The organism is Nitrospira sp. NS4 (assembly GCF_049546785.1).
Lineage (GTDB): Bacteria > Nitrospirota > Nitrospiria > Nitrospirales > Nitrospiraceae > Nitrospira_D.
In genome coordinates this window covers 43,527-69,018 of record NZ_JBMWAN010000008.1, presented here as the reverse complement: position 1 = coordinate 69,018, position 25,492 = coordinate 43,527, and the positions used below count along the sequence as shown (strand labels likewise).

Sequence of the window (25,492 nt, the reverse complement as noted above, 5' to 3'; positions counted from 1 at the left end):
CTGTCCAAACTAATGGACAGTGCAACATGTTGAAAATACTTAGAGTGACTATTGGTCTGTGTCGGACCTGTCCAGGCGGGTGGAATTGTATCTCTTCCGGCACCAGCAGGAGTCCCCCGTCAAGAATCACCGACGTCGCTCCAGCATTGAAGAATCTCATTTTTCATTGAGTTACCTCAGGTTGGGCACAAGGTTTGCGCTAGAAAGGGGTCGCTGGTGAAGGTCTGGGTGATTTTGGACCGGCCTCCGAATGACCCTCTCCTTCGCAAGAGGGAAACCTTCACCAGCTCTTTCCCTCCTGAAAGAAGGCCGGAAGATGCGGAGGCCGGTTCCTTACAAATGTTGGTGGAACGCGGAACAGCAGTGGGTATAGACAGGGGTTTTTTAACCAGCCGCCGATCGTGGCGGGCTTAACCGGGGAGGCCGTAATATGAGGTCTTTTCTATTCCAACCTACACGCAAGCGGAGGCGCACACATGCGGCGCTGATGCTTCAAAGCGTGCTGCTGGCAGGCAGTCTGGTGGCGACACCGTGGCTGTTTGCGGCAGAAACGGGAGAGGGGTCCCATCAGGGACACGCGACTCCCGTCGCCATGCCGGGGTGGACCCAGCAACTGAAGGGGCAGACGGTGGTGGAAAACGCCATCGAGGGTCGTGCCGGCAACGCAGAGAAGATGGAGATGCAGCATCATCGGTTGATGGAGAAGCTGGAGCAGCAGGCGCAGAAAGACGCGCAGGCGTCCCCGACCTCCGGCGCCTTCAACAACACATCGATGATGCACCAGTACATGGGCCAGGACGGCAGCAGCTTCCTGCTCATGACGGACTCGGGCAAGGGCGAGCCGGTGGTGTCGTCCGGCGGCAAGTGTCCGGCCAATGCCCCGGTCAAGAAGTTCGATGTCTCGATGATCAACATCGAGATCAGTTTGAACCGGTGGCTCGATTTCTATCCCGGATACATGTACGTCCACACGGATGAAATCGACAAGGTTCGCGCCGAGGAGGCCAAGAACAAGGCCGCTCGTGAAAAGGATGGATTCGATCCGGGCGCGGTGACGACCGGCAACCAGGGCGATGCGATTCAGCCCCTGGTCCTTCGCGCCAACCAGGGCGATTGCGTCAAGATGACGCTGCGCAACCAGATGGAGGCGGAAGATGGCAGCTTGGTCATCCAGGCCTCCAGCATGATCGTGAGCGCCACCGGGAAGCCCGCGACGACGACGAACCCGGACACGGTCGTTTCGCCGGGCAAGACGCAGGAGTTCGAATGGTATATCCATCCGACCATGCAGGAAGGCGTGCGGCAGTTCCATTCATGGAGTAATGACCGCGAATTGACGGTCTTGGGCCTGTTCGGCGCGTTCATCGTCGAACCGAAGGGCTCCAAGTACCTCGATCCCCTCGGCACGGGCGCCGCGCCCGAGACGAAGGGCGGATGGCAGGTCATGATCGACAACGGGTCGGGACCGGACTTCCGCGAGTTCGTGTTGTTCTATCACGAGATCGGCGACGAAGCGTTCCGGCCGCTGAACAAGAAGGGTGACTTCTTGCCGCAGCGCGATCCGTTGACGGATGCCTATCGTCCGGGTGGCCGCGCGATCAACTATCGCAGCGAGCCGTTCGGCATCGATCAGATGCATTTGCAGCATGAATACTTCGGGTTCGAGGACGAGTCGTTGGCCTATAGCGCCTACACCTTCGGCGACCCTCCCACCACGGTGGCTCGTGGCTACCTGGGTGATCCGGTCAAGTGGCGGTTGGTGCACGGTGGATCGGAAGTGTTCCACTCCCACCATCCCCATAGCGGAACCATCCGTTGGCAGCGCAGCCCGCGTTCCGATCAGGAAGAGCATTGGTATAAGGGGCAGGACGGTCCGGTGAAGTACCCGGTCGTTCGCACCAAGTCTGATCGGGTGGACGTGGAAGTGGTCGGTCCGTCCGAATCCCTCGACCTGGAACCGGAGTGCGGCGGCGGTGGCTGTCAGCACCTGGCCGGCGAATTCCTCTATCACTGCCACGTGGCGCACCACTATGTCGCGGGCATGTGGGGGTACGGCCGGTTCTACAATACGCTGCAGGTTGGCAATGCGCATACCGACACGATGCCGGATATGCGTGAGTTGCCGGATCGTCAGGGCCGCATGAGGCAGGGTGTCTCGTCGGACAAATTGATCGGTTCGACCGTCGATTGGTTCGGCAAGACCTTCAAGATTGTCGATAAGAGCCAGAAGACGAACTGGAAATCCGATCCGGTGATCGTGAACATCAAGGATTGGGTCGAAATGTTCGTGCCGGCGCAGGGTAAGCCGGGCCATACCGAAGACGAAAAGGGCCAGATCATGGCCTATGACGCGACGGTGTGGGACTGGAAGTGGAACGGGAATGTGGCGGTCGGCGAACGGGAAAGCACCGCACAGAACCCCAAGTATCCGTGGGCGGCCAAGTGGGATGACAGCACCAGACCGGCAATTCTGTTCGATCCGACCACGGGAAAGATGGCCTGGCCGCTGTTCAAGCCGCACTTCGGCAAGCGTGTGCCGTTCTCCGCGAACCACAGTGGCGCGCCCTGGTTGGAGCCGATCCACCAGGATGAGAATGGCGAGCGGACTTCCGAGCCGGCCAAGCCGGGCGAGCAGGGACGTTGGAGTCTCTGCCCGGTGAATGCCAATCAGAAGTTCTACAACATTCACTTTGTCCGCATGCCGATCACTCTTGCCAAGAAGCAGGGCAAAGAGCCGGCCATGGTGGACAAGGATGGTCTGATCTACCTGCTCCATGAAGAAGAGCGGTTGACCAGAGCCAACGATGATCTCAAGCTTCCGGCGGTCATTCGCGCCAACGTGTATGACTGCGTGGACTTGGTTCTCACCAGCGAGTGGGACGACGACGACTACACGAATTTCCAGTCGTCCAAGATCAACATCCATCCCCACTTCTTCCAGTTCGATACAGGGAACTCGGACGGTGTGATCTCCGGGATGGAGTATGAGATGTCCGTGCGCCCCTTCACCATGTGGGGCAAGAAGACGAAGCACGGGTTGCCTGCCCCGATGGTCGCCAAGATCGTCGGCGGGGCCAAAGCCGGAGCCAGGTCCATCAAGATTCAGATGGCTCCCGGTGCGACGCCGTTGCATGTGAACACCGAAGTGATGGTGGGCATGGATTGCTTGGAGAAGGGCAACGATCCGACGGCGTCATTGCCGCGGGATAAGAGCTGCTCCGAAGTCGCCCGCATCAAGGAGATCAAGGGCGATTCCATCACGTTCTTCAAGCCGCTGAAGAACAACCATCCGGCGAACGACCTGGTCTCGCCGGAGTTTGTGCGCTATCGGTGGTGGGTGGACGTGGATATGGGGACCGTGTTCTGGCATGACCACGCGTTCGGCGCGACGACCTGGCCGCATGGCGGGTTCGGCGTGACGATCGTGGAGCCGTTCGGGTCCACCTATCATGATCCGAAGAACGGCAAGCTTGTGTGGAGCGGTCCGATCGCGGACATCCATAGCAACGAGCCGATCGGTGCCGGTGTGAGCGGCAGCTTCCGTGAGTTGATGGTCTCCATCCACGACACGGTGCCGCACACGGTCAACGTCATCGAAGCCGGCAATCCTCCGGGACAGCCGATCGAAGTGGCGTTGGAAGCGGGCAAGACGGTGTCGTTCCAGATGCCCGATAAGATCATGAACGCACCGAACAAGTACATCAACGGCGGCACGCATACGACCGGCAGCGGCTTCAACTTCCGCGCGGCTCCGTTTGCGCAGCGCCTCTCGAACAATCCGGATACGTCGAAGCTGTTCAGCAGCGCGATCCACGGGGATCCGGGTACACCGCTCCTGCGGGCGTACACGGGCGACACCATGGTGTTCCGCCTGTTGCACCAGCTGATGAACGAATCGCACGTCTGGACGATCGCCGGCCACACCTTCCTCACGGAACGGTATGCGGCGGATGCCAACCGGAAGAACTCGATTCACGTCGGGATCGCCGAGCGGTATGACCTCGTGACCAAGGCGGGCGGATTCCAGGGTATGCCCGGTGACTACATCCACTTCAACGGCAGAACGTCACACTTCGCCGAAGGTGGATGGGGCATCGTGCGCGTGCTCGATAAGGAAGTGGCGGATCTGAAGCCGCTTCCCAGGGGGACCAATCCCCTCGGGATTCCCGCAACCCCCAGCTCAGTCTGTCCGGCTGATGCCCCGGTGAAGAGCTTCAACGTCGTGGCGTTGGATCGCCCGATGAAGCTCAATCCGAAGGCGCCGGATGCGATCGAGGTGGACTTCGAGCGGAAGATCGAAATGACCATGCCGGAAGGCAAGATCTTCGCGCTGGAAGAGGAAGCGACGACGGTGGCCAGCGGTGTGACTCCGAATCCGCTGACGCTGCGCGTCAACCTTGGTGACTGCATCAAGGTCAATCTGAAGAACAAGATGAAGGCCAGCCGGGCGTCGTTCTTTGCGCCGGGCTTGGCGTTCGATCCGAGGGACAGCCAGGGCCTGAACGTCGGCAACAACGGCGGCGATCAGACCGTGGGACCGGGCGAAGGCCGGAGCTACACCTACTACGCGCATCCTGCCAATAAGGAGACGACGTCGCTGGTGTGGGATGGTGGCAACATCGTCGTCAATCCGCGCAACGGGTTGTATGGCGCCATCATCGTCGGCCCGAAGGGATCGCAGTATCGCGATCCGGTGACCGGTGCGGATGTGTCGCAGAAGAACACCTGGCGGGCGGACGTCATTGTGGACGCCAGCTTGCCGGAAAACGTGGGCATGCGGAACTATCGTGATGTGGCCCTCTTCTTCCAGGATGAGGACAACATCATCGGAACCGCGTTCATGCCCTACGTGCAGAACGTGGCCGGTTTGACGTCGGTGAACTACCGTGCCGAACCGTACAAGTTCCGCGAAGAGCAAGGCTGCTCGCTCGGGAAAATCTTCCAGCCCTGCGTGGTGGATAAGCCCGAGGATCCCGTCACGCCTCTGATCGAGGCGCATGCCGGTGACGCCATTCGCATCCATGTCCTCGGTGCGAACAGCGAGCAGAACGGGATGTTCGGTGTCGAAGGCCACGAGTGGCCGATCGAGCCGTACATGCCGGGTGCTGACCAAATCAGCGTGGTGGAGTACGCCGGATCGGAAGTGCTGGACGTGTTCATCCGTGGCGGTGCGGGCGGCCCGTATCGTCAGGTGGGGGACTTCGTCTGGTCCAACGCACGGCTGCCCTACACGCAGTCCGGACAGTGGGGCTACCTCCGTGTCTTGCCAGCCGGCGATTCACGGATCCAGCCGCTCGGCGCAGCCGGTATGGGCGCCAAGCAGGCGGATGCGCAGCCCGAAGTGAAGGCCATTCCGACCGCCATGAAGTAAGCGGAGCGGATATGGTGTAACACCTGGTGGGGGGGCTGCCTGTTTCATGCAGCTCCCCCATCTTGTTTCTACAGGCTGAAGTAAAACCGGCTTGCCGGAGATGGGGCGAGAGGCAAGGGGATCGGTATGAGGCGATGGGGCGGATTCAATGAGTCGCGGGTATGGGTGATGCTGGTTGCGCTGGCCTCGTGCCTCGTGCCTCTGGCCGCGTGCCCGAGCGCTGCGCTGGCCAATCACGAATCCTCCGCGCAGCCTCCCTTATGGACCCCGCTGGATGACGTCGAGCGGATGGCCATGGTCGAGGTGCCGGGCGGCATGGTGACGGTGCCTGCCGGAAAGTTTCTCATGGGCAGTGATCCGCAGAAGGACCGGGCGGCGGGTCCGCAAGAGTTTCCCCAACATCCGGTCTACCTGGACGCCTTCGAGATTGACCGGTACGAGGTTTCGAATGTGGAATATCTGCGCTTCGTTCTCGCTACCGGCATGGACTGGCCGCAGTTCTGGCGAGCCAAACCATTCCCGGAAAAAATGGCCTTGCATCCGGTGATCAACGTGAGCTGGCAGGAGGCGGATGCCTATTGCCGCTGGGCGGGCAAGCGATTGCCTACGGAAGCGGAATGGGAAAAATCCGCGCGGGGCGAAGACGGCCGGATGTTTCCCTGGGGGGATGAGCCGGCCGGTTGGATCAAGAGCAATATCGCGCATCCCGGTTCGAAGCGGGGCGCGAAGTATCCCCCGCTGGCCAACATCAATCGCTACGACAAAGGGGCCAGCCCTTACGGTGTCTATCAGATGGCGGGGAACGTGAGCGAATGGGTGTCCGATTGGTTCGATCCGGAGTATTACCGGAAGGGATTCAACGACAACCCGAAAGGCCCGGAGACGGGAGACTTGAAAGTGTTTCGCGGCGGATCCTGGAATGAAGATCCGGAAGTCGCGCGGTCGGCCGGGCGCAACGGGGGCGAGCCAACGAGACGGAGCTATTTGACGGGATTTCGCTGTGCGAAATCGGATGTAGGCAAGTGGCCGGAGGCGAGTGGCGAGAGGGGGGATATGACACACCCCGTGCCTCTGGCCTCGAGCCGCTAGCCTGTTACCAACGAGGAGGCCGAGAAATGGAACGGAAGGAAGCGGAGCAGTTCAGAAAGTGGGAGTGGGGTATCAACGCGGTCTTGGTGCTCGCCGCGCTGCTTATCATGGCCCGTATGGCCTGGGGGCTCGACGTGCAGGACATCGTGGTGGAGTGGACCCCGGAAGGCAAGCAACTCGCGGAGAAGCGGGTGGCGACGATCAAGGCCAAGGATGACATGGTCCTGGTGCCGGCCGGAGAGTTCATCATGGGGAGCGACAAGAAGACCGATAGGGTGGCCTATCGCTCCGAGCTGCCCCAGCGACGGGTCTACTTGGATGCGTTCGAGATCAATAAGTATGAAGTGACCAATTTGCAGTATCTGAAATTCATTCTCGCGACCGGCCGGAATCCGCAGATCGACTGGCGCTATGACGGCGGCAACTTCCAGGACACGATGACGCACCACCCCATCATGCATGTGTCCTGGTACGACGCGGATGCCTACTGCAAGTGGGCGGGACAGCGTTTGCCGACGGAAGCCGAATGGGAAAAGGCCGCGCGCGGCGAGGATGGCCGCATCAATCCCTGGGGGAAGGAATCCGCCGGGCTGACCCGCGCGAACTTCGGTCGCACGGGGATATCGGGTCCTGTGCGCGATCGTCCAGAACGGCTCCTGCTGTATCCGCCGCTGATCTCGGTGGACAAGTACGACAATGCGGTGAGTCCCTATGGCACCTATCAGATGATGGGCAATGTCTCCGAATGGGTAGCCGATTGGTATGACCAGGACTACTACAAGACGGCCCCGGACCGGAATCCCAAAGGTCCGGAAAAAGGCACGCAAAAGGCGTTTCGCGGCGGCGGCTGGATGGATAGCACCACCACCATGCGCGCGGCGATGCGAAATGGCACCGATCCCAATACGAAGATCAACTGGATGGGGTTCCGCTGCGCGCGCGATGCGCAGGGCGATGCAGGGACAAAAGTCTCGATGGTGAGCGAATAGCACGCGAGGAACGCGACGTAGGCATTCCTAACCAGGCTGATGTCGCAGGCCGGCGAGTCGGATTCAGTGCAAATGACAAGAGACGATCGGTCGCTCGCTATGCTCACGCCGCGCGCAGGGGCCTCGGAATGCATGAGATGAATCTGGTTGTGCATATTCCCCAGCGGATGACGGATGACGATTCCGGCGCGCTGAGTCTCGCTCAGCGCGCCCCCGCGTTTATGGTGGAACGGGCGGGCGGGGACCGGGTCTGTATCGCCACGTTTCCCGATCTGCCGAAGGGGATCGATCTGGCGCTGCAGTTGATCGGCGAATCCGTCCGCGTTCCCGGCGCCTGGGCCAGTGTCAACGCGCGTCCGATTTCCAATTTGACGAAGTTGTGGCAGCGCCTGGAGTGCTACCGGGAAAGCTTGCTGGCCCCCGATCCGGTTCGCCATTGCGAGGAAAAGGCCGCGCTCTTCCATACGCTGGTCGGCTGCGAAGCCCGCAGTTGCCCGGTTCCGTGCCAGTTCCTTTGTACCCCCTGTATCCAGATGTTGCCGGACGGCGATGGATCAATGCGAGGCCAGCCGATTGAGGCGGTTGCGGGTTCCGGGGAGATCGGCTGGTGCCCGCAGTTGAAGTGGGCCGTTCTCCCCCCTGGGCCTCCTCAGCCGGTCTTGTTGCATCCCCATGTGCATAAATCGTAGTGTGACGTCTGCTGTATGACGCCACTTGTTCTCGTCTGGGTTCATCTCATCGCCGCGGTCACGTGGATCGGAGGAATGTTGTTTCTCTCCCTGGTCCTGGCGCCGGCCTACCGGGCCCTGGCATCCAAGCCGGACGCCGGTGTGCTGTTCCGGGCTGCGGCCATGCGATTCCGCCTTGTAGTATGGAGCGTTGTCGCAATCCTCGTCTTGACCGGTTCCCTGCTGGTGGTCTCGCATGGATGGCCGCTCGTTGAGCCTCATCGATGGCCCTCTGTTCTGGCCATCAAACTCTCGCTGGTGGGCGTGCTGCTGCTCATGACGCTTGCGCATGATCTGGTGCTGGGTCCGCGTGTGCGGACGATCCTGTCGATTCCCTCCGATCAGCGGCGCGCCTCCGATCGCACCATGCTGACGGCCGCCACCTGGTTGCCGCGTGTAGCCCTGTTACTCTCGCTCGCAGTCCTCTTCGTGGCGGTGATGCTCGCTCGTCTGTAGGACGGTCGCCATACAGCCGGCGGTCGCCCCCCGCGCGCAGTCGATTGATCTCTTCCGCAAATCCCTCTACTCTAGAAGGCCAAACCGGACACGCATCACGAGCAGGAGATCCCTCTTGCTCGCACATCACTGACTGAAGGAGGTCGACCATGAGGCGTCATCAAGATACGCGCGCACGGGTGGCCCGTGCAGTCCAGGCTTGTGGCCTGGCTGTGTGGGTACTGACGGGTACGATGATGGGCCAGGCGAATGTTGCCTCAGCCTACGAAGTCTGGCTGACCGATCAGTCCGATACAGGGAAGGAGAGCGGGGGGTATCTGCACATTTATGACGGGGCTCAGCTTGCGGCGACTCCAGCCTCGGCCAAGCCTGCCGTCACGATCGACTTGGCGGGGGACATCGGCAAGTTCTGCGAGGAGGCGACGAAAAAACCGGTCCGTCGTCCGCACATGCTCTTTTTCAACAATGACCAGGATCATGTCATTCTGTCCTTTCTCAGCGGACATGTGCTGTTCATGGACGCCGTGACGAAAAAGCCGGAAGCCTGTCTGTCGATGGGCAAGAACGTCCATGCGGCCTGGCCGACGCCGGATCAGAAGATGGCCATTGCCGCGAACATCGCCGAAAAAAAGTTTATCCGGATCTGGACGGATTACAGGGCGCATAAGTTCAGTTTCGATCCCGAGAAAGATGTGGTGAGCCTGGCGGCGTTCGAAGGCGCGGAGCGTCCCGATACCTCTCCCATCTGTCCGATTACCGAAGCCTCGAGCCGGTACGCGTTCGTGACGTTGCGCGGCGGGGGGCTGGTGGTGATGGATGTGACGACCACGCCGATGAAGGCGGTGGCGATGCTCGACAATAATCAGATCCATCCGGCCGGTTGCGGCGGGGTTCAGGTCGGCGACACCATGTATATCAATTCCGGCGGAGGCTGGCCGGTGGCGCCCCTGTCCTACGACGTGTACGCCCTCAATCTTTCGGGTCTGCCCAACTCGATTTCGGCCAAGCTCATCTCACAGCGGGACGAGAAGTTTGCTGATTCGCATGGCATGGTTGGGGTTGGCCGCTACGTGTGGAGCGCCGATCGGGCCGGCAACAATATCGAAATCATCGATTCGCTCAGCAACTTGAGCGTCAGCGCAATCGATCTCACGACCGAGGCGAATCGAGATCCTGCTCCCGATCTGATGGACGTGGCTCCGGATGGCCGGTATGTGTTTGTCGGGCTGCGTGGGCCTAACCCGCTCACCGGCAACGACAAGACCGCGCAGAACGCCAAGGGCACGATCCCGGGCGTCGGCGTGATTCATGTCGATGCAGACGGCAAGGTTGGCCATTATAAGGGCCAGGCGGCCATCAGCAACATGAAAGACGGCAAGGAGACGGCGGATACCCACGGGATCGCCGTCAGAAGGTAAGAAGGTATGGTAGTTGTGTCGCCGGCCTTGGAACGCGGGTCCCAAGGCCGGCAGGGCCCTCTTCCCCCTGGTGAATCTCTATCCTACTGATTCCTCCGCTCCGGCTCGTCGCCTGTCGCTTTCTGCGACAGTGCTCTTTCGTTCTCTGTAGCAATGCTCCACTCTTCACGAGCAGGAAGGTATGCCGTGACATCACAACTCATTGAAAATATGGAGGAGTGTGTGTTGGCTGGTCTATATGCACCGCGGTTCCTCACTTGCACAGCTTGCTGAGGAAGGTCACAGAAAAGGAGATCGATGGTTCATCCCATTCATCCGATGTTGGTTCATTTCCCGATCGCACTATTGTCGGCTACGGTGTTCCTGGACCTCCTGGGGCAACGATGGCGTCGGGATGAGTGCCGGATTGCGAGTCTGTACACCCTGGTATTGGGATTGGCCGGCGCGCTTGTGTCGGTGGCGAGCGGTGCGATGGCAGAGGAAGCGGTGGAGCACAGCGGGGTGCCCAAGCAGGTGCTCGAGCTTCATGAATCGTTGGGGTTTGCCACCTTCTGGGTCTTTGCGGGCCTGTTGGGATGGCGCATGGCTGTGTGGCTCGATTGGGTTCAGGAGCGCCCTGTCGTCTCAGTGGCTCTCGGGCTTACCGGGGTCGCCGTGCTGCTCGTGGCCAGTTACTACGGAGGCAGTCTTGTATACGAATATGGTGCAGGAGTCATGGCCCCACGGTAATAAGGATCGTCGCCCAAAGGAGCGAGATGAAACGAAGTCTGTGCATGATCGCTGTGATGCTGTGGGTCGTCACGATCGCCGCCGGAGCGTGGCTGTTTGTGAAGGGGGTGACGAGGCCTGGAGCTGACGGTCGAATGGAGATCGCCCTGGCGCCGGTTGAACGCGATCAGGTCCTGGAAGAGATGCGGCAACTCTTGAAGGCGGTGGACGGAGTTGTCAGGGGCCTGGGGGATCCGCAGCCTGATCTGAAGTCGATGGAAGCTGCGGCCCGTGCGGCAGGAATGGGCATGGCGGCGGATGTCAATCCGGCGATCATGGCCAAGCTGCCGCTCCCCTTCAAGCAGATGGGGATGTCGATTCATCGGGACATGGATGCGCTGGCGGATGCCATCGTGCAACAAGAGACTCCGCAGCAAATCCTCCGGCGGCTTTCAAGTATGACGGCCCGCTGCACGACGTGCCATGACCTGTATCGATTCGGAGCGGACAAGTAGCCGTCAGTCGTCAGCGTGCAGTCCGCAGCATGAGAGTGACATCCGAGACAGGAACGGTCAGGCATGATAAAACCCGGACGGTCTTGCATCCAGTTCCCCTGTGAAAACGCATCCGTCGTTATGATGATGGGCTCGTCTACACGTGCTGAACGCTGATGGCTGACTGCTTGCAGAAAAGGAGGGAGCTATGGCTCGTATTGTGATCATCGGCGCGTCGATCGGGGGATTGCCCGCCGCCTACGAGGCGCGGGCCCTGCTGGACAAGAAACACAAGGTCACGGTGATTTCGAACGTGGAGTCGTTCCACTTCGTGCCGTCGAATCCCTGGGTGGCGGTGGGCTGGCGCAAGCGGAAGGACATCAGCTTCGCGCTGGGGCCTGTATTGGAGAAGAAAGGGATCGAGTTCGTCCATGCGACGGCAGACCGGATCGAGCCGGAGCAGAACCGGGTGGTCACGGCGAAGGGCGAGGTGCCGTACGACTATCTGATCGTTGCCACAGGCCCCAAGCTGAATTTCGGCGCGGTGCCGGGCCTCGGTCCAAGCGGGTATACCCAGTCGGTCTGCAACGTCGATCACGCGGAACAGGCCTGGGGCGCCTATCAGAGCTTTCTGAAAGATCCCGGTCCGGTCGTGATCGGGGCGGCGCAAGGAGCCTCCTGTTTCGGCCCCGCGTATGAGATGGCGTTCATCATCGACGCGGATTTGCGCAAGAAGAAGCTCCGCAAGAAAGTCCCGATCTATTTTGTGACGCCGGAGCCCTACATCGGCCACATGGGGCTGGCCGGCGTGGGCAAGTCGCGGCGGCTCATGGAAGATGAATTCGCGGAACATTCCATCAAGCCCATCTCGAATATCTCGATCAAGGAAGTGCAGCCGGGGAAGATGCTCCTGGACGACGGGCAGGAAGTGCCCTTCCGCTATTCGATGATCATTCCGCCGTTTGCGGGAGTGGACGCAGTCGCCGGGACGGCGGGACTCTGCAATCCCAAAGGATTCGTGAACATCGATGCTTACCAGATGAATCCGAAGTATCGGAATATCTATGCGGTGGGTGTCTGCGTGGCGATCCCGCCCGTGGAGCAGACGCCGGTTCCGACTGGCGCTCCGAAGACCGGCTACATGATCGAGTCCATGGTGTCGGCCGCGGTGCACAATATCCACGCGGATATCGAGAACAACGCCAAGAAAGACACGGCGACCTGGAATGCCATCTGCCTCGCCGACATGGGCGATACGGGGATGGCCTTTGTCGCGCTGCCGCAAATGGCGCCGCGCAACGTCACCTGGGCCAAGAAGGGCAAATGGGTGCATCTGGCCAAGATCGCGCTTGAAAAGTATTTCCTGATGAAAATGAAGAAGGGCGTGAGCGAGCCGTTCTTCGAAAAAGCGATTCTGAAAGCCATGGGAATCGACAAGCTGGAGCGGAAGGTATGACGTCCGACGGCAGCCCGACGCCGGAGGGCGAGTCCGGACTCTCGACGCCGGTCGGTTCACGACGTAGGTTTTTCCAATGGGTCACGGGCGGCCTGGCGGGTCTGATCGGGTTGGGGCTCGCGATTCCGCTCTTCGGCTATGTGATTTCGCCTGCCCTGAAACGGCGTGTCCGGCCGTGGGTGGATGTCGGCAGTGTCGGCGACATCCCGCCCGGCGAACCCAGACAACTCGACCATATCACCACGATTCAGGACGGCTATTTGGAAAGCCGGTCGCACAAGGCGATCTGGGCGGTGAAGCGACCGGACGGACAGATCAAGGTGTTTTCTCCCATGTGCACCCATCTCGGCTGCGGGTATCGCTGGGAGACCGGGGAGAAGACCTTCAAATGTCCCTGTCACGGCAGCGTGTTCGATATCGACGGGCAGGTGTTGTCCGGCCCCGCGCCCCGGCCGCTGGATCTGTTGCCCTCCAAGATTGAGAACGGTCGCCTCCTCGTGGTCTTTAAGGAATTCAAATCCGGCACGGCGCAGGTGGTGGAACTGTGACGAGGGGGGAAGCGTATCTCGTCGCCTGTATCTCGCGGGACGGCAGACCTATGACGCTTCACGCTTCACGAGGGACGAGTGGCATCACGAATCTATAAATGGCTGGACAGCCGGCTCAATCTCAAATCCGTTGAACGGACGCTCCTGGATGAGCCCATTCCCGGCGGCGCCAGTTGGATCTACGTGTTCGGTTCGGTCACGCTGTTTCTGTTTCTGATGCAGGCGATCACGGGCATGTTCCTCGCCCTCTATTATGCGCCGACCCCCGATCATGCCTATGACAGTCTCCGCTTCATCGAGACGGAGGTCCTGTTCGGGGCCTTTGTCCGGGGTCTTCATCATTGGGGCGCGTCGGCCATGGTGGTGGCGATCGGGCTGCATATGCTGCAAACCTTTCTCTACGGGGCCTACAAACCGCCGCGCGAAGCGATGTGGATGGCCGGAGTCGTGTTGTTTCTGCTTGTGATGGTGTTCGCCTTTACCGGGTATCTCCTGCCCTGGGATCAGACCGCTTATTGGGCCACGCAGATCGGGATCAACATGGTGGGGACGGTGCCGGTCATCGGCGACTTCATGATGCGGGTGCTGCGGGGCGGTGAGACGCTCGGAGCCCTGACCCTGTCCCGGTTCTTTGCGATGCACGTGCTCTTCCTTCCGAGCCTGCTTCTCCTGCTGATCGGGTTGCATCTTTTTATTCTCCGCCGCGTCGGACCGGCCGGGCCATGGACCGACGCGCGGGCGTCCTTGGACAGCGAGACCTTCCATCCGCGCCAGGTCTATATGGATGCCGTCGTGATCTTCGGCGTGTTTGCGGTCGTGGCGGCCGCGGCGCTGGCGATTCCGTTCCCGTTGACGGACAAGGCCGACCCTTCCGACACCAGCTTCGTCCCGGTGCCTGAATGGTATTTCCTGTTCTATTACGAACTGCTCAAGTACGTGCATGGTCCGTTTGAGCCGTTGGCAACCTGGATTCTGCCGGTCCTGGTGATCGGCATCATGCTGTTCTGGCCGTTTATTGACCGGAATCCGGCCCGCAACCCCATCAGGCGGCCCGTGGCGCTGGGGGCAGGGGTTGTGTTTCTCGTCGTGGTGCTGTCGCTGTTAGGGCTCTCGATCAAGAACCTGTACGCGGTACCCCGGGCTGATCCGGCCGTGGTGCGCGGGAAGGCGCTCTATGCCGAGTTTGGCTGTGCGGGCTGCCATCGGATTCATGGAGAGGGAGGGGCGGTGGCGCCGGATCTGTCCTTCGTCGGCGACACCAGGCCGGACCGTGAATGGCATGTGAAGCATTTCAAAGACCCGCAATCCGTATCGGCGGGCTCCTTCATGCCGAAGTTCCCATTGAACGATCAGCAGTTAGCTGATCTGACCAGCTACATGTTGAGCCTGAAGAAAGTTCCGTGACGGGTCGCGCGAATCCTTTATCCCGGCCCTGCCTCACATGAGTAGGACAAAAGGAGGGCCCCATGAAACTCAATGATATGTTGCGGTTGATTGCCGGTGTCTTCGTATTGCTTGCCGTTATACTCGGCGCGACGGTTCATCCATACTGGAATTACTTCGCGGCGTTTGTCGCGGCGAACTTGATCCAGTCTGCCTTTACCGGCTGGTGTCCGATGATGGCCCTGTTACGGAAGCTGGGCGTGCAGGAGTAGAACGGTGACCTTATGGGAGATGATGCGTGAATCGACTGCTCATTGGCCTGCTGTTGTTGGTGTCGTTCGGATGCGGATCGAAGGAAGAGCCGGTGACGACCGTCGGGTCGGCTGCTCCGCAGGCGACGATTCAGGCGGCGGTCGTGGAGATCGCCACGGTCCAGGTGCCTATTCGTGTCGAGGTGACGGGTCAGGTCAAAGCCATCTTCCAAGCCACGCTGTCCAGCCGTATCCAGGGCACGATCGATACCCTGTTGGTCAGAGAGGGGACGCGAGTGTCAAAGGGACAGACCTTGATTCAGCTGGATAACCGGGACGTCCAAGCCGACCTGGCGCGTGCCACGGCGGAAGTCGAGAATGCGCAGGCGCAACTCACTCGCATGAAGGCGCTCTTGGCCGATGATGCCGTGTCAAAGCAGGAAGTGGAAAATGCCACCAGGGCATTCAAGGTGGCCGGGGCGAGTTGGAAAGCCGTCCTGGCCCAACTCAGCTATACCGAGGTGAAGGCGCCGTTCGACGGCGTCATCACCGGGAAAAAAGTTGAAGCAGGTGAGCTGGCGTCGCCCGGTCAGCCTCTGCTTGAGATGGAAGATCCCCGGCAACTCCGCCTGGAGGCGACGGTGGCCGAAGGGGATCTGAAGGCCGTGTCTCTCGGGGACAAAATTCCGATCCTCATCGATGCGCTCGGGGCTGCCCCGTTGCATGGGGTGGTGAGTCAAATCCTTCCTGCGGGGGACCCTCAAACCCATACCTTCATGGTCAAGGTGGATTTGCCGATGACCCCCGGCCTGAAGAGCGGCATGTTCGGCCGGTTGCAGTTGGACAAGGGGATGACCAAGACAATCCTGGTGCCCTCTTCTGCCGTTGTCGAGCGAGGGGAGATGACGAGCGTATTCGTGGTGGGCTCCGATCAGATCGGCCGACTCCGGTGGATCAAACCCGGGCGCCGGTTCGACAATCAGGTAGAGATTCTCTCCGGTGTGAATGTGGGTGAACGGGTGCTGCTTGACGGCGCCAGAGGAATCGACGGTGCCATGGTGCAGATCGTCAACCCAATCGCGTCCCCAACAATCCCTTAATCCCTCGACATCATGGACCAGTATCGCCCAGGGCTCAGTGGTCGCATCGCCGCTCTGTTCATCGGGAGCAAGCTGACGCCGCTGATTATGGTGGGCGCGTTGCTGCTCGGCTTGTTTGCGATCATCGTCACTCCCCGTGAAGAAGAACCCCAAATCGTTGTGCCGATGGCTGACGTCTGGCTGCCCTTTCCCGGCGCATCGGCCAAAGTCGTCGAAGAACAATTGACCAAGCCGTTCGAGCGGAAGCTGTCAGAGATCAAGGGCGTGGAGTACGTCTATTCCATTTCACGGCCCGGCGGTGCCCTGATCATCGTGCGGTTCTATGTCGGCCAGCCGATGGAACAGAGCCTGGTCGATCTCTACGACAAGCTGATGTCGAATCAGGACCTGTTGCCGCCGGGAGCAGAGCCCTTCCTGGTGAAGCCGAAGGACATCAACGATGTACCGATCGTGACGGTGACGCTCTCGAGTCAACGGTACGGCGAATTTGAACTGCATCGATTGGCTGAACAGGTGTTGGAGGAGATCAAGAAAGTTGCAGGAACCTCCGCCGGGTTTATTGTCGGCGGTCAGGTGCGAGAACTCCGGGTGCAAATCGATCCCACGCGGTTGAAGGCCTACGGCCTGACGCCATTGCAGGTGGCCGGCGTCATCCGCGGGGAAAACCGGGCGTTGCCCACGGGCCGATTCGATACCCGCAATCAGAGTTTTCTGGTCGAGACGGGCCGATTCATCCGGTCTCGTGAAGATCTTGAATCATTAGTCGTCGGCGTCAACGAGCAGCGGCCGGTCTATCTGCGCCAGGTTGCCGAGGTCACGGATGGGCCTGCCGAATTGTCGCAGTATGTCTGGTTCGGCGAGGGCCTCTCGGCCGGTCGCTCGTCGCTCGTGAAGCGTGAAGCGCAGGAAGGCGTGCGAGAGACACTTCACGAGGGACGCTTCACGGACGAGGAGCCTGCCGTCACGGTGGCCATCGCCAAACAGGGCGGGACGAATGCGGTCACGGTCGCGAGCGAGGTCATTCGCAAAGTCGAGGGGATGAAGGGACTCACGATTCCGGCGGACGTGCGTGTCACTGTGACGCGCGATTACGGCGAGACGGCGCAGGAAAAGGCCAACGAATTGCTGTGGCACCTGTTGATTGCGGTGGTGGCGGTCGTCGTCTTTCTCGGCATTGCGCTCGGACCGCGCCCGGCCATTGTCGTGTCTCTGGCGATTCCGCTCACGCTCGCCTTGACGCTCTTCACCTCGATGCTGATCGGCTACACGATCAACCGCGTGACGCTGTTTGCGCTCATTTTTTCCATCGGCATTCTCGTGGACGATGCCATCGTGGTCGTCGAGAATACCTACCGTCATCTGACGCTTCGTTTGAAACCCCATCAGGAAGCCTCGATCTACGCGGTGGATGAAGTCGGGAATCCCACGATTCTGGCAACGTTTACGGTCATCGCGGCGCTGCTGCCGATGGCGTTCGTCTCCGGATTGATGGGGCCCTACATGCGCCCGATTCCCGTAAACGCGTCGATCGCCATGTTCTTCTCGCTGCTGGTCGCCTTCGTCGTGATCCCCTGGTTCTGCCAGACCTGTTATCGGCCCGGCGTGAAAGTGGCGGGAATGGATCATGAGGCCGACGAGCAGGGGCTGACGGCTCGTCTGTACCGGCGGGTGCTGTCGCCGCTGCTGGCTCATCCGATTCTGGCCTATGGCTTCCTGGGAGTCGTGGCGCTGTTGCTGGCCGGGTCTTGTCTGTTGTTCTACACCCGGCATGTCGTGGTGAAGATGATGCCGTTCGACAACAAAAGCGAATTACAGCTGGTCGTGGACATGCCGGAAGGCACGACGTTGGAAGAAACGGCGCGAGTCACGCAGGCGCTCGGCCGCTACGTGAGGACCGTTCCGGAGGTGCGGGATTATCAGGCCTATGTCGGCACGGCCTCGCCGTTCAACTTCAACGGATTGGTGCGTCATTATTATCTGAGAGCACAGCCCCACGAGGCCGACATTCAAGTCAACCTGGTGGCGAAGAGCGAGCGTGCCGCGCAGAGTCACGAAATCGCGCAGCGGATGCGCCCGCAAGTCCAGGAGATCGCCAGGCAGTACGGGGCCAATGTGAAAACCGTCGAGGTGCCGCCGGGACCTCCGGTGCAGTCGGTGCTGGTCGGGGAGGTGTACGGACCGGATTACACACGCCAGATGGCCGCCGCGCGGGAGATTCGGGCTTTGTTTGAGTCGACGCCGGGGGTGGTCGACGTGGACGACTACGTCGAAGCCGATCAGGTGAAATACCTCTTCACGGTCGACCGGGCCAAGGCGGCGCTGGCCGGGATACCCTCCGAAGACATCGTGAACACCTTGCGCATGGCCTTAGAAGGCACGAAGATCGGACTGGTGCATATTCCCCAGGAGAAGAGCCCCGTGCAGATTGTGTTGCGGCTCCCGTTGGCGGAGCGGACCGGGCTTGAGCATATCGGTGAAATCGGCTTGCGCGCGAACACCGGCGGCATGGTGCAGCTCTCCGAATTGCTGACGGTCGAGCAGCGGATTCAGGACAACGCGATCTACCACAAAAATCAGAAGCCGGTGGTCTATGTCGTCGCCGACGTCGGTGGGCCCGGCGCGGAGAAGGCCGAGAGTCCGGTTTATGGTGTCCTGGGAGTCGGAAAGAAGCTGGAGGAATACCGCCCGGCCGAGGGCTACCAGATTGAGCAATATTATGCGGTGCAACCCTGGTCGGAAGAGAAACTCACGATGAAGTGGGACGGGGAATGGCAGATTACCTATGAGACGTTTCGGGACATGGGGATCGCCTTTGCCGTGGCGATGCTGCTTATCTACCTGCTGATCGTCGGGCAGTTTCAATCGTTCCTCACGCCGGTGATCATCATGGCTCCGATTCCGCTCACCCTGATCGGCATTCTGCCCGGCCATTGGCTCACCGGTTCCTATTTCACGGCGACCTCCATGATCGGCTTCATTGCGCTCGCGGGCATCATTGTCAGGAACTCGATCCTTCTGGTGGATTTCATTCAGCTACAGGAGCAAAGCGGCGCATCTCTGGCGGAGGCCGTCATCAGGGCCGGCGCGATCCGGACCAGGCCGATCCTCTTGACCGCCGCCGCCTTGATGGTGGGTGCCTTCGTTATCATTCTCGATCCCATCTTCCAGGGGCTGGCCGTGTCGTTACTGTTTGGCGTGAGTGCCGCCACGCTGCTGACGCTGGTCATCATTCCGGTGTTGTACTATCACGTGATAGGGCGTCGGACCCGATCTGCGGATGCTCTGCCGCAGGAACGGACGTAGGGAACGCGATTCTCCACGCCGCCTTGTGCTACAGTTCAGGCCGATCTTGGTCATAGCCGCCGCTCGACGGCGAATGGAAGGCGCGTTGGCCGGTTTCATATCCTGCCTCATGACCATGGATGGCTCCCGCTCATGAAAATCACTCGGACATATCCGGCTATTGCGCTCGGTGCTGTGCTCCTGGGACTGGCGGCCTACTTTCTGGTTCGGTTCCTCGGGTCCGACCGACTGCCTGAGGGGCTGATCCAGGCGAACGGCCGCATTGAGGGCGATCATGTCACCGTCGCCAGCAAGTTTCCCGGACGGATCGTCGATCTGCTGGCGCGCGAAGGTGCCAGGGTGTCCAGGGGCGATGTGCTGATCCGGTTGGACGATGCGCAGACAAAAGCGAAGCTGGACCAGGCGGACCGGCTTGTCGAATCTCTGGGCGCGCAGGTCGAGGCCGCGCATACGTCGCTGGCGGTGTTGAATCTTGATGTGCCGCTCGGGATCGAAGCCGCTTCCGCGAAGGTCGATAGCGCGCGAGCCGCGGTTCAGAAAGCCAGAGCGGTGGAGTATGAAGCGCGCCGGGATGTCGACCGCCTCCGGTCGTTGATTCGGGACCAGGCGGTGTCGCAGCAGCAGCTGGATCAGGCCGAGGCCCGCTGGAAAGTCGCCGCCAGTGAGATCGTGCTCGCGAAAGCCACCTTGGACCAGGCGGGGAAGGAACTGTCGCAGGCGGAGCTGGGGTGGAAACGGATCAGGTCCAAGGAAGCGGAGGTCGCGGCGCTGGAGCGGCAGCGGGACCAGGTAGAGGCGGCACAGGCGGAGGCGGCGAGCATCCTGCGGGATCTCACCATCGTGGCTCCGACCGACGGCACGATCACAACCCGCATGGTCGATGTCGGTGAAGTGGTGGCGGCCGGGGCGCCGCTGCTCGAACTGGTCGATCTGGGCCGGTTGTATCTGCAGGTGTATGTGCCGGAAGTCCAGATCGGAAAGGTCCGTCTCGACCTGCCCGCGCGGATCTATACGGACGCTTTTCCCGATCAGCCGTTCGAGGCGACCGTTCGTTACATTGCGTCCAAGGCCGAATTCACCCCCAAGGAAGTTCAGACGCCGGATGAGCGGGTGAAACTCATCTATGCCGTCAGGCTCTACCTCAACGATAATCCGGATCATCGACTCACGCCGGGTTTGCCGGCGGATGCCGTGATCCGCTGGCGCGAGGATGCGGCGTGGATGAAACCGCGTCTCTGACTGGCGTGATGCGTGCCTGGCGACGCGTGATGGGTCATGAATGATGACCGAAGGCAACAGAGAAAGTCCGACTCCGCCGATCCCCGATCACCCGTCACACATCGCGCCGGTTGTTCGCGTCACGGGTTTCGTCAAGCGCTACAAGAAGCACATCGCGGTCGATGGTCTGGATCTCATCGTCAACAGAGGGGAGATGTACGGTCTTATCGGACCCGATGGAGCGGGCAAGAGCAGCCTGCTGAAGGCCATCGCCGGCGTGCTCTCCTATGAGGGCGGGACTGTGGAAGTGTTCGGGGTGCGGGTTGATTCGGAGCGGGCTGCGGAGCGAGTGAAGCAGCGGATCGGGTTTCTGCCGCAGGGGCTGGGGCTCAATCTTTACCCGGAGCTTTCCGTCGAGGAGAACATCGACTTCTTCGCGCAACTGCGTCTGGTTCCCGATGCGCAGCTTCGGGAGCGCAAGTCCAGGCTGCTCGCAATGACGCGTCTGGAACGGTTCCGCGACCGGCCGATGAAGAATCTCTCGGGCGGCATGAAGCAGAAGCTGGCATTGATCTGCACGTTGATTCATGAGCCGGAGCTGGCCATCCTGGACGAGCCGACCACGGGCGTGGACCCCGTCTCGCGGCGTGACTTCTGGGCAATTCTCTCCGATTGGCAGCATGCCAAGGGCATGACGGCGCTGGTCTCAACCGCCTATATGGACGAAGCGGTCCGGTTTCACCGGCTGTCGTTCATGTCCCATGGCCGGGTGTTGACCGCGGGCAGCCCGGAGGACATTCAGGCCCTGGTGCCCGGACTGGTCGTCACGTTCGAATCCACCTCGCAACTCGACGCAGTCGAGCGACTCAAGACGCGCTATGCCCAAGTGGAAACGCTGGGGCCCGCGCTCCATGTGTTTACCCCTGAGACAGACCCCGCTACCGCCCTCGGCGAGATCCGGAATGTCCTCGGCGATCTGCCGGTCGAGCGGGCCCAGACCGACGATCCGGAATTGGAGGATGTCGTGGTGTCGTTGTTGCTGCGGGAGGGGCGGGACCGGCAGGACCGGAGCGAGGCGCACGCCGGATCAGGGGCACCGCGACCCGACGCCGGGGCACCTCAGTTCAACGGCCTCGCGGTCGAAGCCCGGGAACTGGTTCGGGACTTCGGGGATTTTCGCGCCGTCGATCGCGTGAGCTTCGAGGTGAAGCAAGGGGAAATCTTCGGGTTGCTGGGTGCCAACGGAGCGGGGAAAACAACCGTCATCAAGATGTTGACCGGCATTCTGCCGCCGACGGGAGGAGACGGGTGGGTCGCAGGTGAGGACATGCGCTGGGCAGGGGGCGCGATCAAGGAGCGGATCGGCTATATGTCCCAGGCCTTCTCGCTCTACCTGGATCTGACGGTGCGTGAGAACATCAGGCTCTTCGCCGGCATCTACGGGCTCGGTCAACGGCAGGCGCGACAGCGCATGGAATGGATCATCGGGATGGCGGGACTGACGGGCTATGAGGCCGATCGAACGGGACGGCTGCCGATGGGTGTGCGCCAGCGGCTAGCGCTGGGATGCGCCCTGGTGCATGAGCCGCGAGTGTTGTTCCTGGACGAACCGACCTCCGGCGTCGATCCGATCGGGCGGCGACGGTTTTGGGATATGTTGACGCGGCTGGCCCGCGAGGACGGGGTCGCGATCCTCGTCACGACCCATTACATGAGCGAAGCGGAGCATTGCGACCGGCTGGGCTTGATGCATGCGGGACGGCTGGTAGCGGACGGCTCGCCGGCAGACCTGAAGCGCGGACTGGAGCGGGACATGGGGCCCTTGCTGGAGATTGTGGCGGACCAGCCCGGCCGCGCGCTCGCGCAACTGGCCGGGGCCGGCATGGTCAACGCCACCCTGTCAGGAACAAAGGTCCACGTGCTGTCTCTGGATCCGGGCCGTGATGTGGCGCGTATTCGAGCCCTGCTCACCGGGTGCGGGATCGCAGTCGCAGCCGTGCGGACCAGGCAGCCGAGCCTCGAAGATGTGTTTGTCTCACGGGTCAGGGCGCTGGAAGAGGCGGCGCACAATAACTCCCGGCCTGACGGGATCGGCGCGGTGGAGCCTCTAGACTTGCCATGAATCTTCGACGGATCAGAACGGTCGCGCTCAAGGAATGGAGAGAGACCACCAGGGACAGGCTCTTCCTCCTGCTGGCCTTTCTGCTGCCCGCGCTTTGGATGGTGGTGTTCGGCTACGGGTTGGTGATGGATGTCGAAAACATCCCGTTTGCGATACTCGACCAGGATCGCAGCGCGTTAAGCCGGGAGTACGGCTACCGGTTCATCCAGTCGCGGTATTTCGCGTATCGCGGCCACGCCGACGATCCGCGCGCCCTCGATCGGCTGTTGACCGAGGCGACCATCCGGGCGGCCCTCATCATTCCGGAGCGGTTTGAGGAGCAACTGTCGGCCGGAGAGCCGGTTTCTGTGCAAACCCTGCTCGACGGCACGTTTCCCCTGCATACCGATATCGCCAAGGGCTATGTCATCGCCATCAACCAGGCCTTCACGCAGGAACTGCTGGTCGATTATCTGAGCCGAACCCGCGGCCTTGCGCGCGACCAGGCGCGCCGGATCGTACAGCCCGTCACGGTGGAGGTCCGGTATCTCTACAATGAAGAAGTGCGGAGCACCTGGTCCATGGTGCCGGCGCTCGTCATGTTCACGCTGATGGTGTCCTCGCCGTTGCTGACGGCGCTGGGCGTGGTGCGGGAGAAGGAAACCGGCTCGATTTACAACATTTACAGCTCCACGGTGAGCCGGGCGGAGTTTCTGGCGGGGAAAATCCTGCCCTACGCGGGGATTTCACTCGTGAACGTCTGGGTCTTGTGGCTCATGGCCGTCCTCCTGTTTGACGTGCCGTTCAAGGGCAGTCTGCTGGTCTTTCTCGCCGGATCGATCTTGTTCATTTTCTGCAGTACCGGCATCGGATTGCTGATCTCGTTGCTCGTGAGCACGCAGATGGCGGCCCTCATCATCACGATGGTCGTGGCGATGTTGCCGACCATCTTGTTTTCCGGTCTGCTGGTGCCGGTCTCGTCGATGGGCCGGGGGGCGCAGGTCCAGGCGCATTTCTTCCCCGCGATGTACTATACGAATGTGGTGCGGGGGAGTTTTCTCAAGGGTATCGGGGCGGGCATCATGTGGCTCGATATGGCCGCGCTGGCGGCGTTCGCGGCGGGGATGGGCCTGGTTGCGTACCGGCTCTTTACGAAAAGACCGAAGGCATGACGGGAGGAATCCCGATGGATGGGCGCCGGGTTTTCAGATGGTGGCGCCGCCTCGCGGCGATGACGCAGAAGGAAGTGCTGCAACTGGGGCGCGATCTTCCGCTGCTGCTGTTTCTGCTCTATTCCTTTTCGCTGTCCGTCTACATCAGTGGCGTCGGGATCACGATGCAGCTCCGGAATGCGGAGATCCTGGTGCATGACGGGGACCATAGCCTCTCCTCGCGGGAACTGATCCACCGGTTCCAGCCGCCTTATTTCCGGTTCAAGGGGGAAGTCGCCGATCCGCGGGAAGGGCTGCGGCAGCTCGATGCGGGGACGGCGATGGTGCTGTTGGACATTCCGCCCCGCTTTCACGAGGCGCTGGCCGCGGGGGAATCAACCGCGGTGCAACTCCTGGTCGACACGACCAACGCGCCACAAGGACTCTCGGCCGCCAGCTATGCCCTCCGGATTGCGGGCGGGTTCGGCTCGGAGGCAGGCCTGGCCTCGCTCGGCCTGTCCGGGGCGCAGGCGAACCTGCCCCTCGTTATGAGCGCGCATCGTGTCTGGTTCAATCCGAATCAGGATGAGACGTGGTTTCAGTCCATCTCCCACGTGTTGCGCATGATCACGGTCTTTGCCGTGCTGCTGCCGGCAATCGCCCTGGTTCGCGAGAAGGAACGCGGGACCGTCGAGCAACTGCTCGTCTCGCCGCTCTCCCCCTTTCAGATCATGCTGTCCAAGGTGCTGGCGATGACCGCTGTCATCCTGATCTGCACTGCCATTGCCGTCTACGGCGTACTGCGCCCTGTGTTTCATGTGCCGATGAAGGGGTCGGCCTGGGCGTTCTTCTTCCTGACCGCCTTGCATATTTTCACCACGGCCGGACTGGGGTTGGTCGCTGCGACCGTCACCAGAAATCAGGCTCAAGTGGGCATGATGACGCTCTTTCTCGTCGGCCCGATGATGTTGCTCTCCGGCCTCAACACGCCCTATGAGTCGATGCCGGGCTGGGTTCAGACCGTCATGGCCTTTTCGCCGCTTCGATATTACATCGACATCACCTATGGCGTGCTGCTCAAAGGCGCGGGGCTCGACGTCCTTTGGAAGCCGGCGGGGACGATGGCTCTGCTGGGCGGAGGATTGTTCGGCTTCGGCATGTGGCGATTCCGGCGGCAGTTCGACTGATTTTGTAACCAGAGCAGGTTGTCCCGCGTGACGATCGATCGCGCAGCAGACGAATGCAATCATTGTGTCCGCTTCTATCGGCGGATGTATGGATAGACGGGAGAATCCCATGCCATATTTTGCACCTTGGAAAACCTGACGAGAAGGATTATCATGCATCCTCGGTTTTCTTTCCGGACTGTTGAGAGGTCGTTCATGTCACATGAGACGATCGAACACGCCTCGCCGGTGTCAATTACCCGCACAGCCCGCTGCCTCCACGGTCGTCTCATCGACGACATTCTGAACAACGATGGGAAACGTACGGGGCAGGTGCGATGTCTTGAATGCGGAGCTGTCTTCGAGGATCCCTATAAGGGGTTTAAATAACTCGATCGGCGGGCCAAAGCAGCAGTCGACCTTTCTGTTGCGTTCTGCGACAGCGGTCCTTTTGAACCTGTAGCAAGACTCCCCTGCTATCCTCGACCGGCCCCCTACTTCTGCCTGCTAACAGGTCAATATTGTTGTCAAAACCGGATGCACGCGTTCTAGAGCGGAGGCT

Annotated in this window: 18 protein-coding genes; all 18 read left to right on the top strand. The window is 60.9% G+C overall.

Features of this window, described 5'->3' with window-relative positions:
* Positions 1-430: 430 nt before the first annotated feature.
* The 18 genes from ACO9S2_RS17350 to ACO9S2_RS17265 all read left to right on the top strand — a co-directional run bounded on the left by ACO9S2_RS17350 (position 431) and on the right by ACO9S2_RS17265 (position 24,951).
* Positions 431-5,371, top strand: a complete 4,941-nt coding sequence (locus tag ACO9S2_RS17350) for a hypothetical protein (protein ID WP_423723678.1) — start codon at positions 431-433, stop codon at positions 5,369-5,371.
* Positions 5,372-5,497: 126 nt separating this feature from the next.
* Positions 5,498-6,460 carry a formylglycine-generating enzyme family protein gene (locus ACO9S2_RS17345; protein WP_423723677.1) on the top strand — a complete coding sequence of 321 codons (963 nt, stop codon included), beginning with the start codon at positions 5,498-5,500 and terminating at the stop codon, positions 6,458-6,460.
* 26 nt (positions 6,461-6,486) lie between these two features.
* On the top strand, positions 6,487-7,449 hold the full coding sequence (locus ACO9S2_RS17340; RefSeq protein ID WP_423723676.1) for a formylglycine-generating enzyme family protein: 963 nt from the start codon (positions 6,487-6,489) through the stop codon (positions 7,447-7,449).
* Between the two features lie 128 nt (positions 7,450-7,577).
* A complete protein-coding gene (locus ACO9S2_RS17335; RefSeq protein ID WP_423723675.1) occupies positions 7,578-8,138 on the top strand; it encodes a hypothetical protein in 561 nt (186 codons plus the stop codon).
* Positions 8,139-8,153: 15 nt separating this feature from the next.
* Complete coding sequence (locus ACO9S2_RS17330) at positions 8,154-8,633, top strand: DUF4149 domain-containing protein (RefSeq protein WP_423723674.1); 480 nt, start codon at positions 8,154-8,156, stop codon at positions 8,631-8,633.
* A 149-nt stretch (positions 8,634-8,782) separates the two neighbouring features.
* The gene (locus tag ACO9S2_RS17325; protein ID WP_423723673.1) at positions 8,783-10,051 is read left to right on the top strand and encodes a hypothetical protein; all 1,269 of its coding nucleotides are present in this window, start codon (positions 8,783-8,785) and stop codon (positions 10,049-10,051) included.
* 297 nt (positions 10,052-10,348) lie between these two features.
* Positions 10,349-10,780: a DUF2231 domain-containing protein gene (locus tag ACO9S2_RS17320; protein ID WP_423723672.1), complete on the top strand. Its 432-nt coding sequence runs from the start codon at positions 10,349-10,351 to the stop codon at positions 10,778-10,780.
* A 26-nt stretch (positions 10,781-10,806) separates the two neighbouring features.
* The gene (locus ACO9S2_RS17315) at positions 10,807-11,274 is read left to right on the top strand and encodes a hypothetical protein (protein ID WP_423723671.1); all 468 of its coding nucleotides are present in this window, start codon (positions 10,807-10,809) and stop codon (positions 11,272-11,274) included.
* Between the two features lie 187 nt (positions 11,275-11,461).
* Positions 11,462-12,709 (top strand): NAD(P)/FAD-dependent oxidoreductase, encoded by a 1,248-nt coding sequence (locus ACO9S2_RS17310; protein ID WP_423723670.1) that lies wholly within the window; start codon positions 11,462-11,464, stop codon positions 12,707-12,709.
* Positions 12,706-13,257, top strand: a complete 552-nt coding sequence (locus ACO9S2_RS17305) for a ubiquinol-cytochrome c reductase iron-sulfur subunit (protein WP_423723669.1) — start codon at positions 12,706-12,708, stop codon at positions 13,255-13,257. The genes ACO9S2_RS17310 and ACO9S2_RS17305 overlap by 4 nt, the downstream gene beginning before the upstream one ends.
* A gap of 78 nt (positions 13,258-13,335) precedes the next feature.
* Positions 13,336-14,661: a cytochrome b N-terminal domain-containing protein gene (locus tag ACO9S2_RS17300; RefSeq protein WP_423723668.1), complete on the top strand. Its 1,326-nt coding sequence runs from the start codon at positions 13,336-13,338 to the stop codon at positions 14,659-14,661.
* Between the two features lie 62 nt (positions 14,662-14,723).
* Positions 14,724-14,912: a YgaP family membrane protein gene (locus ACO9S2_RS17295; RefSeq protein WP_423723667.1), complete on the top strand. Its 189-nt coding sequence runs from the start codon at positions 14,724-14,726 to the stop codon at positions 14,910-14,912.
* Positions 14,913-14,938: 26 nt separating this feature from the next.
* Positions 14,939-15,991: an efflux RND transporter periplasmic adaptor subunit gene (locus ACO9S2_RS17290; protein WP_423723666.1), complete on the top strand. Its 1,053-nt coding sequence runs from the start codon at positions 14,939-14,941 to the stop codon at positions 15,989-15,991.
* A 12-nt stretch (positions 15,992-16,003) separates the two neighbouring features.
* Complete coding sequence (locus tag ACO9S2_RS17285) at positions 16,004-19,294, top strand: efflux RND transporter permease subunit (protein ID WP_423723665.1); 3,291 nt, start codon at positions 16,004-16,006, stop codon at positions 19,292-19,294.
* Positions 19,295-19,426: 132 nt separating this feature from the next.
* Positions 19,427-20,533 (top strand): HlyD family secretion protein, encoded by a 1,107-nt coding sequence (locus ACO9S2_RS17280; RefSeq protein ID WP_423723664.1) that lies wholly within the window; start codon positions 19,427-19,429, stop codon positions 20,531-20,533.
* A 40-nt stretch (positions 20,534-20,573) separates the two neighbouring features.
* Positions 20,574-22,634, top strand: a complete 2,061-nt coding sequence (locus tag ACO9S2_RS17275; protein ID WP_423723663.1) for an ATP-binding cassette domain-containing protein — start codon at positions 20,574-20,576, stop codon at positions 22,632-22,634.
* Positions 22,631-23,785, top strand: a complete 1,155-nt coding sequence (locus ACO9S2_RS17270) for an ABC transporter permease (RefSeq protein WP_423723662.1) — start codon at positions 22,631-22,633, stop codon at positions 23,783-23,785. Before ACO9S2_RS17275 ends, ACO9S2_RS17270 begins: the two co-directional genes overlap by 4 nt.
* Before the next feature lie 14 nt (positions 23,786-23,799).
* Entirely contained in the window at positions 23,800-24,951 is a 1,152-nt protein-coding gene (locus tag ACO9S2_RS17265) for an ABC transporter permease (RefSeq protein ID WP_423723661.1), read from the top strand.
* The last annotated feature ends 541 nt before the right edge of the window (positions 24,952-25,492 follow it).

Coding starts and splice junctions, on each gene's coding strand:
- ACO9S2_RS17350 (WP_423723678.1), top strand. CDS start 431: ATGAGGTCTTTTCTATTCCAACCTACACGCAAGCGGAGGCGCACACAT.
- ACO9S2_RS17345 (WP_423723677.1), top strand. CDS start 5,498: ATGAGGCGATGGGGCGGATTCAATGAGTCGCGGGTATGGGTGATGCTG.
- ACO9S2_RS17340 (WP_423723676.1), top strand. CDS start 6,487: ATGGAACGGAAGGAAGCGGAGCAGTTCAGAAAGTGGGAGTGGGGTATC.
- ACO9S2_RS17335 (WP_423723675.1), top strand. CDS start 7,578: ATGCATGAGATGAATCTGGTTGTGCATATTCCCCAGCGGATGACGGAT.
- ACO9S2_RS17330 (WP_423723674.1), top strand. CDS start 8,154: ATGACGCCACTTGTTCTCGTCTGGGTTCATCTCATCGCCGCGGTCACG.
- ACO9S2_RS17325 (WP_423723673.1), top strand. CDS start 8,783: ATGAGGCGTCATCAAGATACGCGCGCACGGGTGGCCCGTGCAGTCCAG.
- ACO9S2_RS17320 (WP_423723672.1), top strand. CDS start 10,349: ATGGTTCATCCCATTCATCCGATGTTGGTTCATTTCCCGATCGCACTA.
- ACO9S2_RS17315 (WP_423723671.1), top strand. CDS start 10,807: ATGAAACGAAGTCTGTGCATGATCGCTGTGATGCTGTGGGTCGTCACG.
- ACO9S2_RS17310 (WP_423723670.1), top strand. CDS start 11,462: ATGGCTCGTATTGTGATCATCGGCGCGTCGATCGGGGGATTGCCCGCC.
- ACO9S2_RS17305 (WP_423723669.1), top strand. CDS start 12,706: ATGACGTCCGACGGCAGCCCGACGCCGGAGGGCGAGTCCGGACTCTCG.
- ACO9S2_RS17295 (WP_423723667.1), top strand. CDS start 14,724: ATGAAACTCAATGATATGTTGCGGTTGATTGCCGGTGTCTTCGTATTG.
- ACO9S2_RS17285 (WP_423723665.1), top strand. CDS start 16,004: ATGGACCAGTATCGCCCAGGGCTCAGTGGTCGCATCGCCGCTCTGTTC.
- ACO9S2_RS17280 (WP_423723664.1), top strand. CDS start 19,427: ATGAAAATCACTCGGACATATCCGGCTATTGCGCTCGGTGCTGTGCTC.
- ACO9S2_RS17275 (WP_423723663.1), top strand. CDS start 20,574: ATGATGACCGAAGGCAACAGAGAAAGTCCGACTCCGCCGATCCCCGAT.
- ACO9S2_RS17270 (WP_423723662.1), top strand. CDS start 22,631: ATGAATCTTCGACGGATCAGAACGGTCGCGCTCAAGGAATGGAGAGAG.
- ACO9S2_RS17265 (WP_423723661.1), top strand. CDS start 23,800: ATGGATGGGCGCCGGGTTTTCAGATGGTGGCGCCGCCTCGCGGCGATG.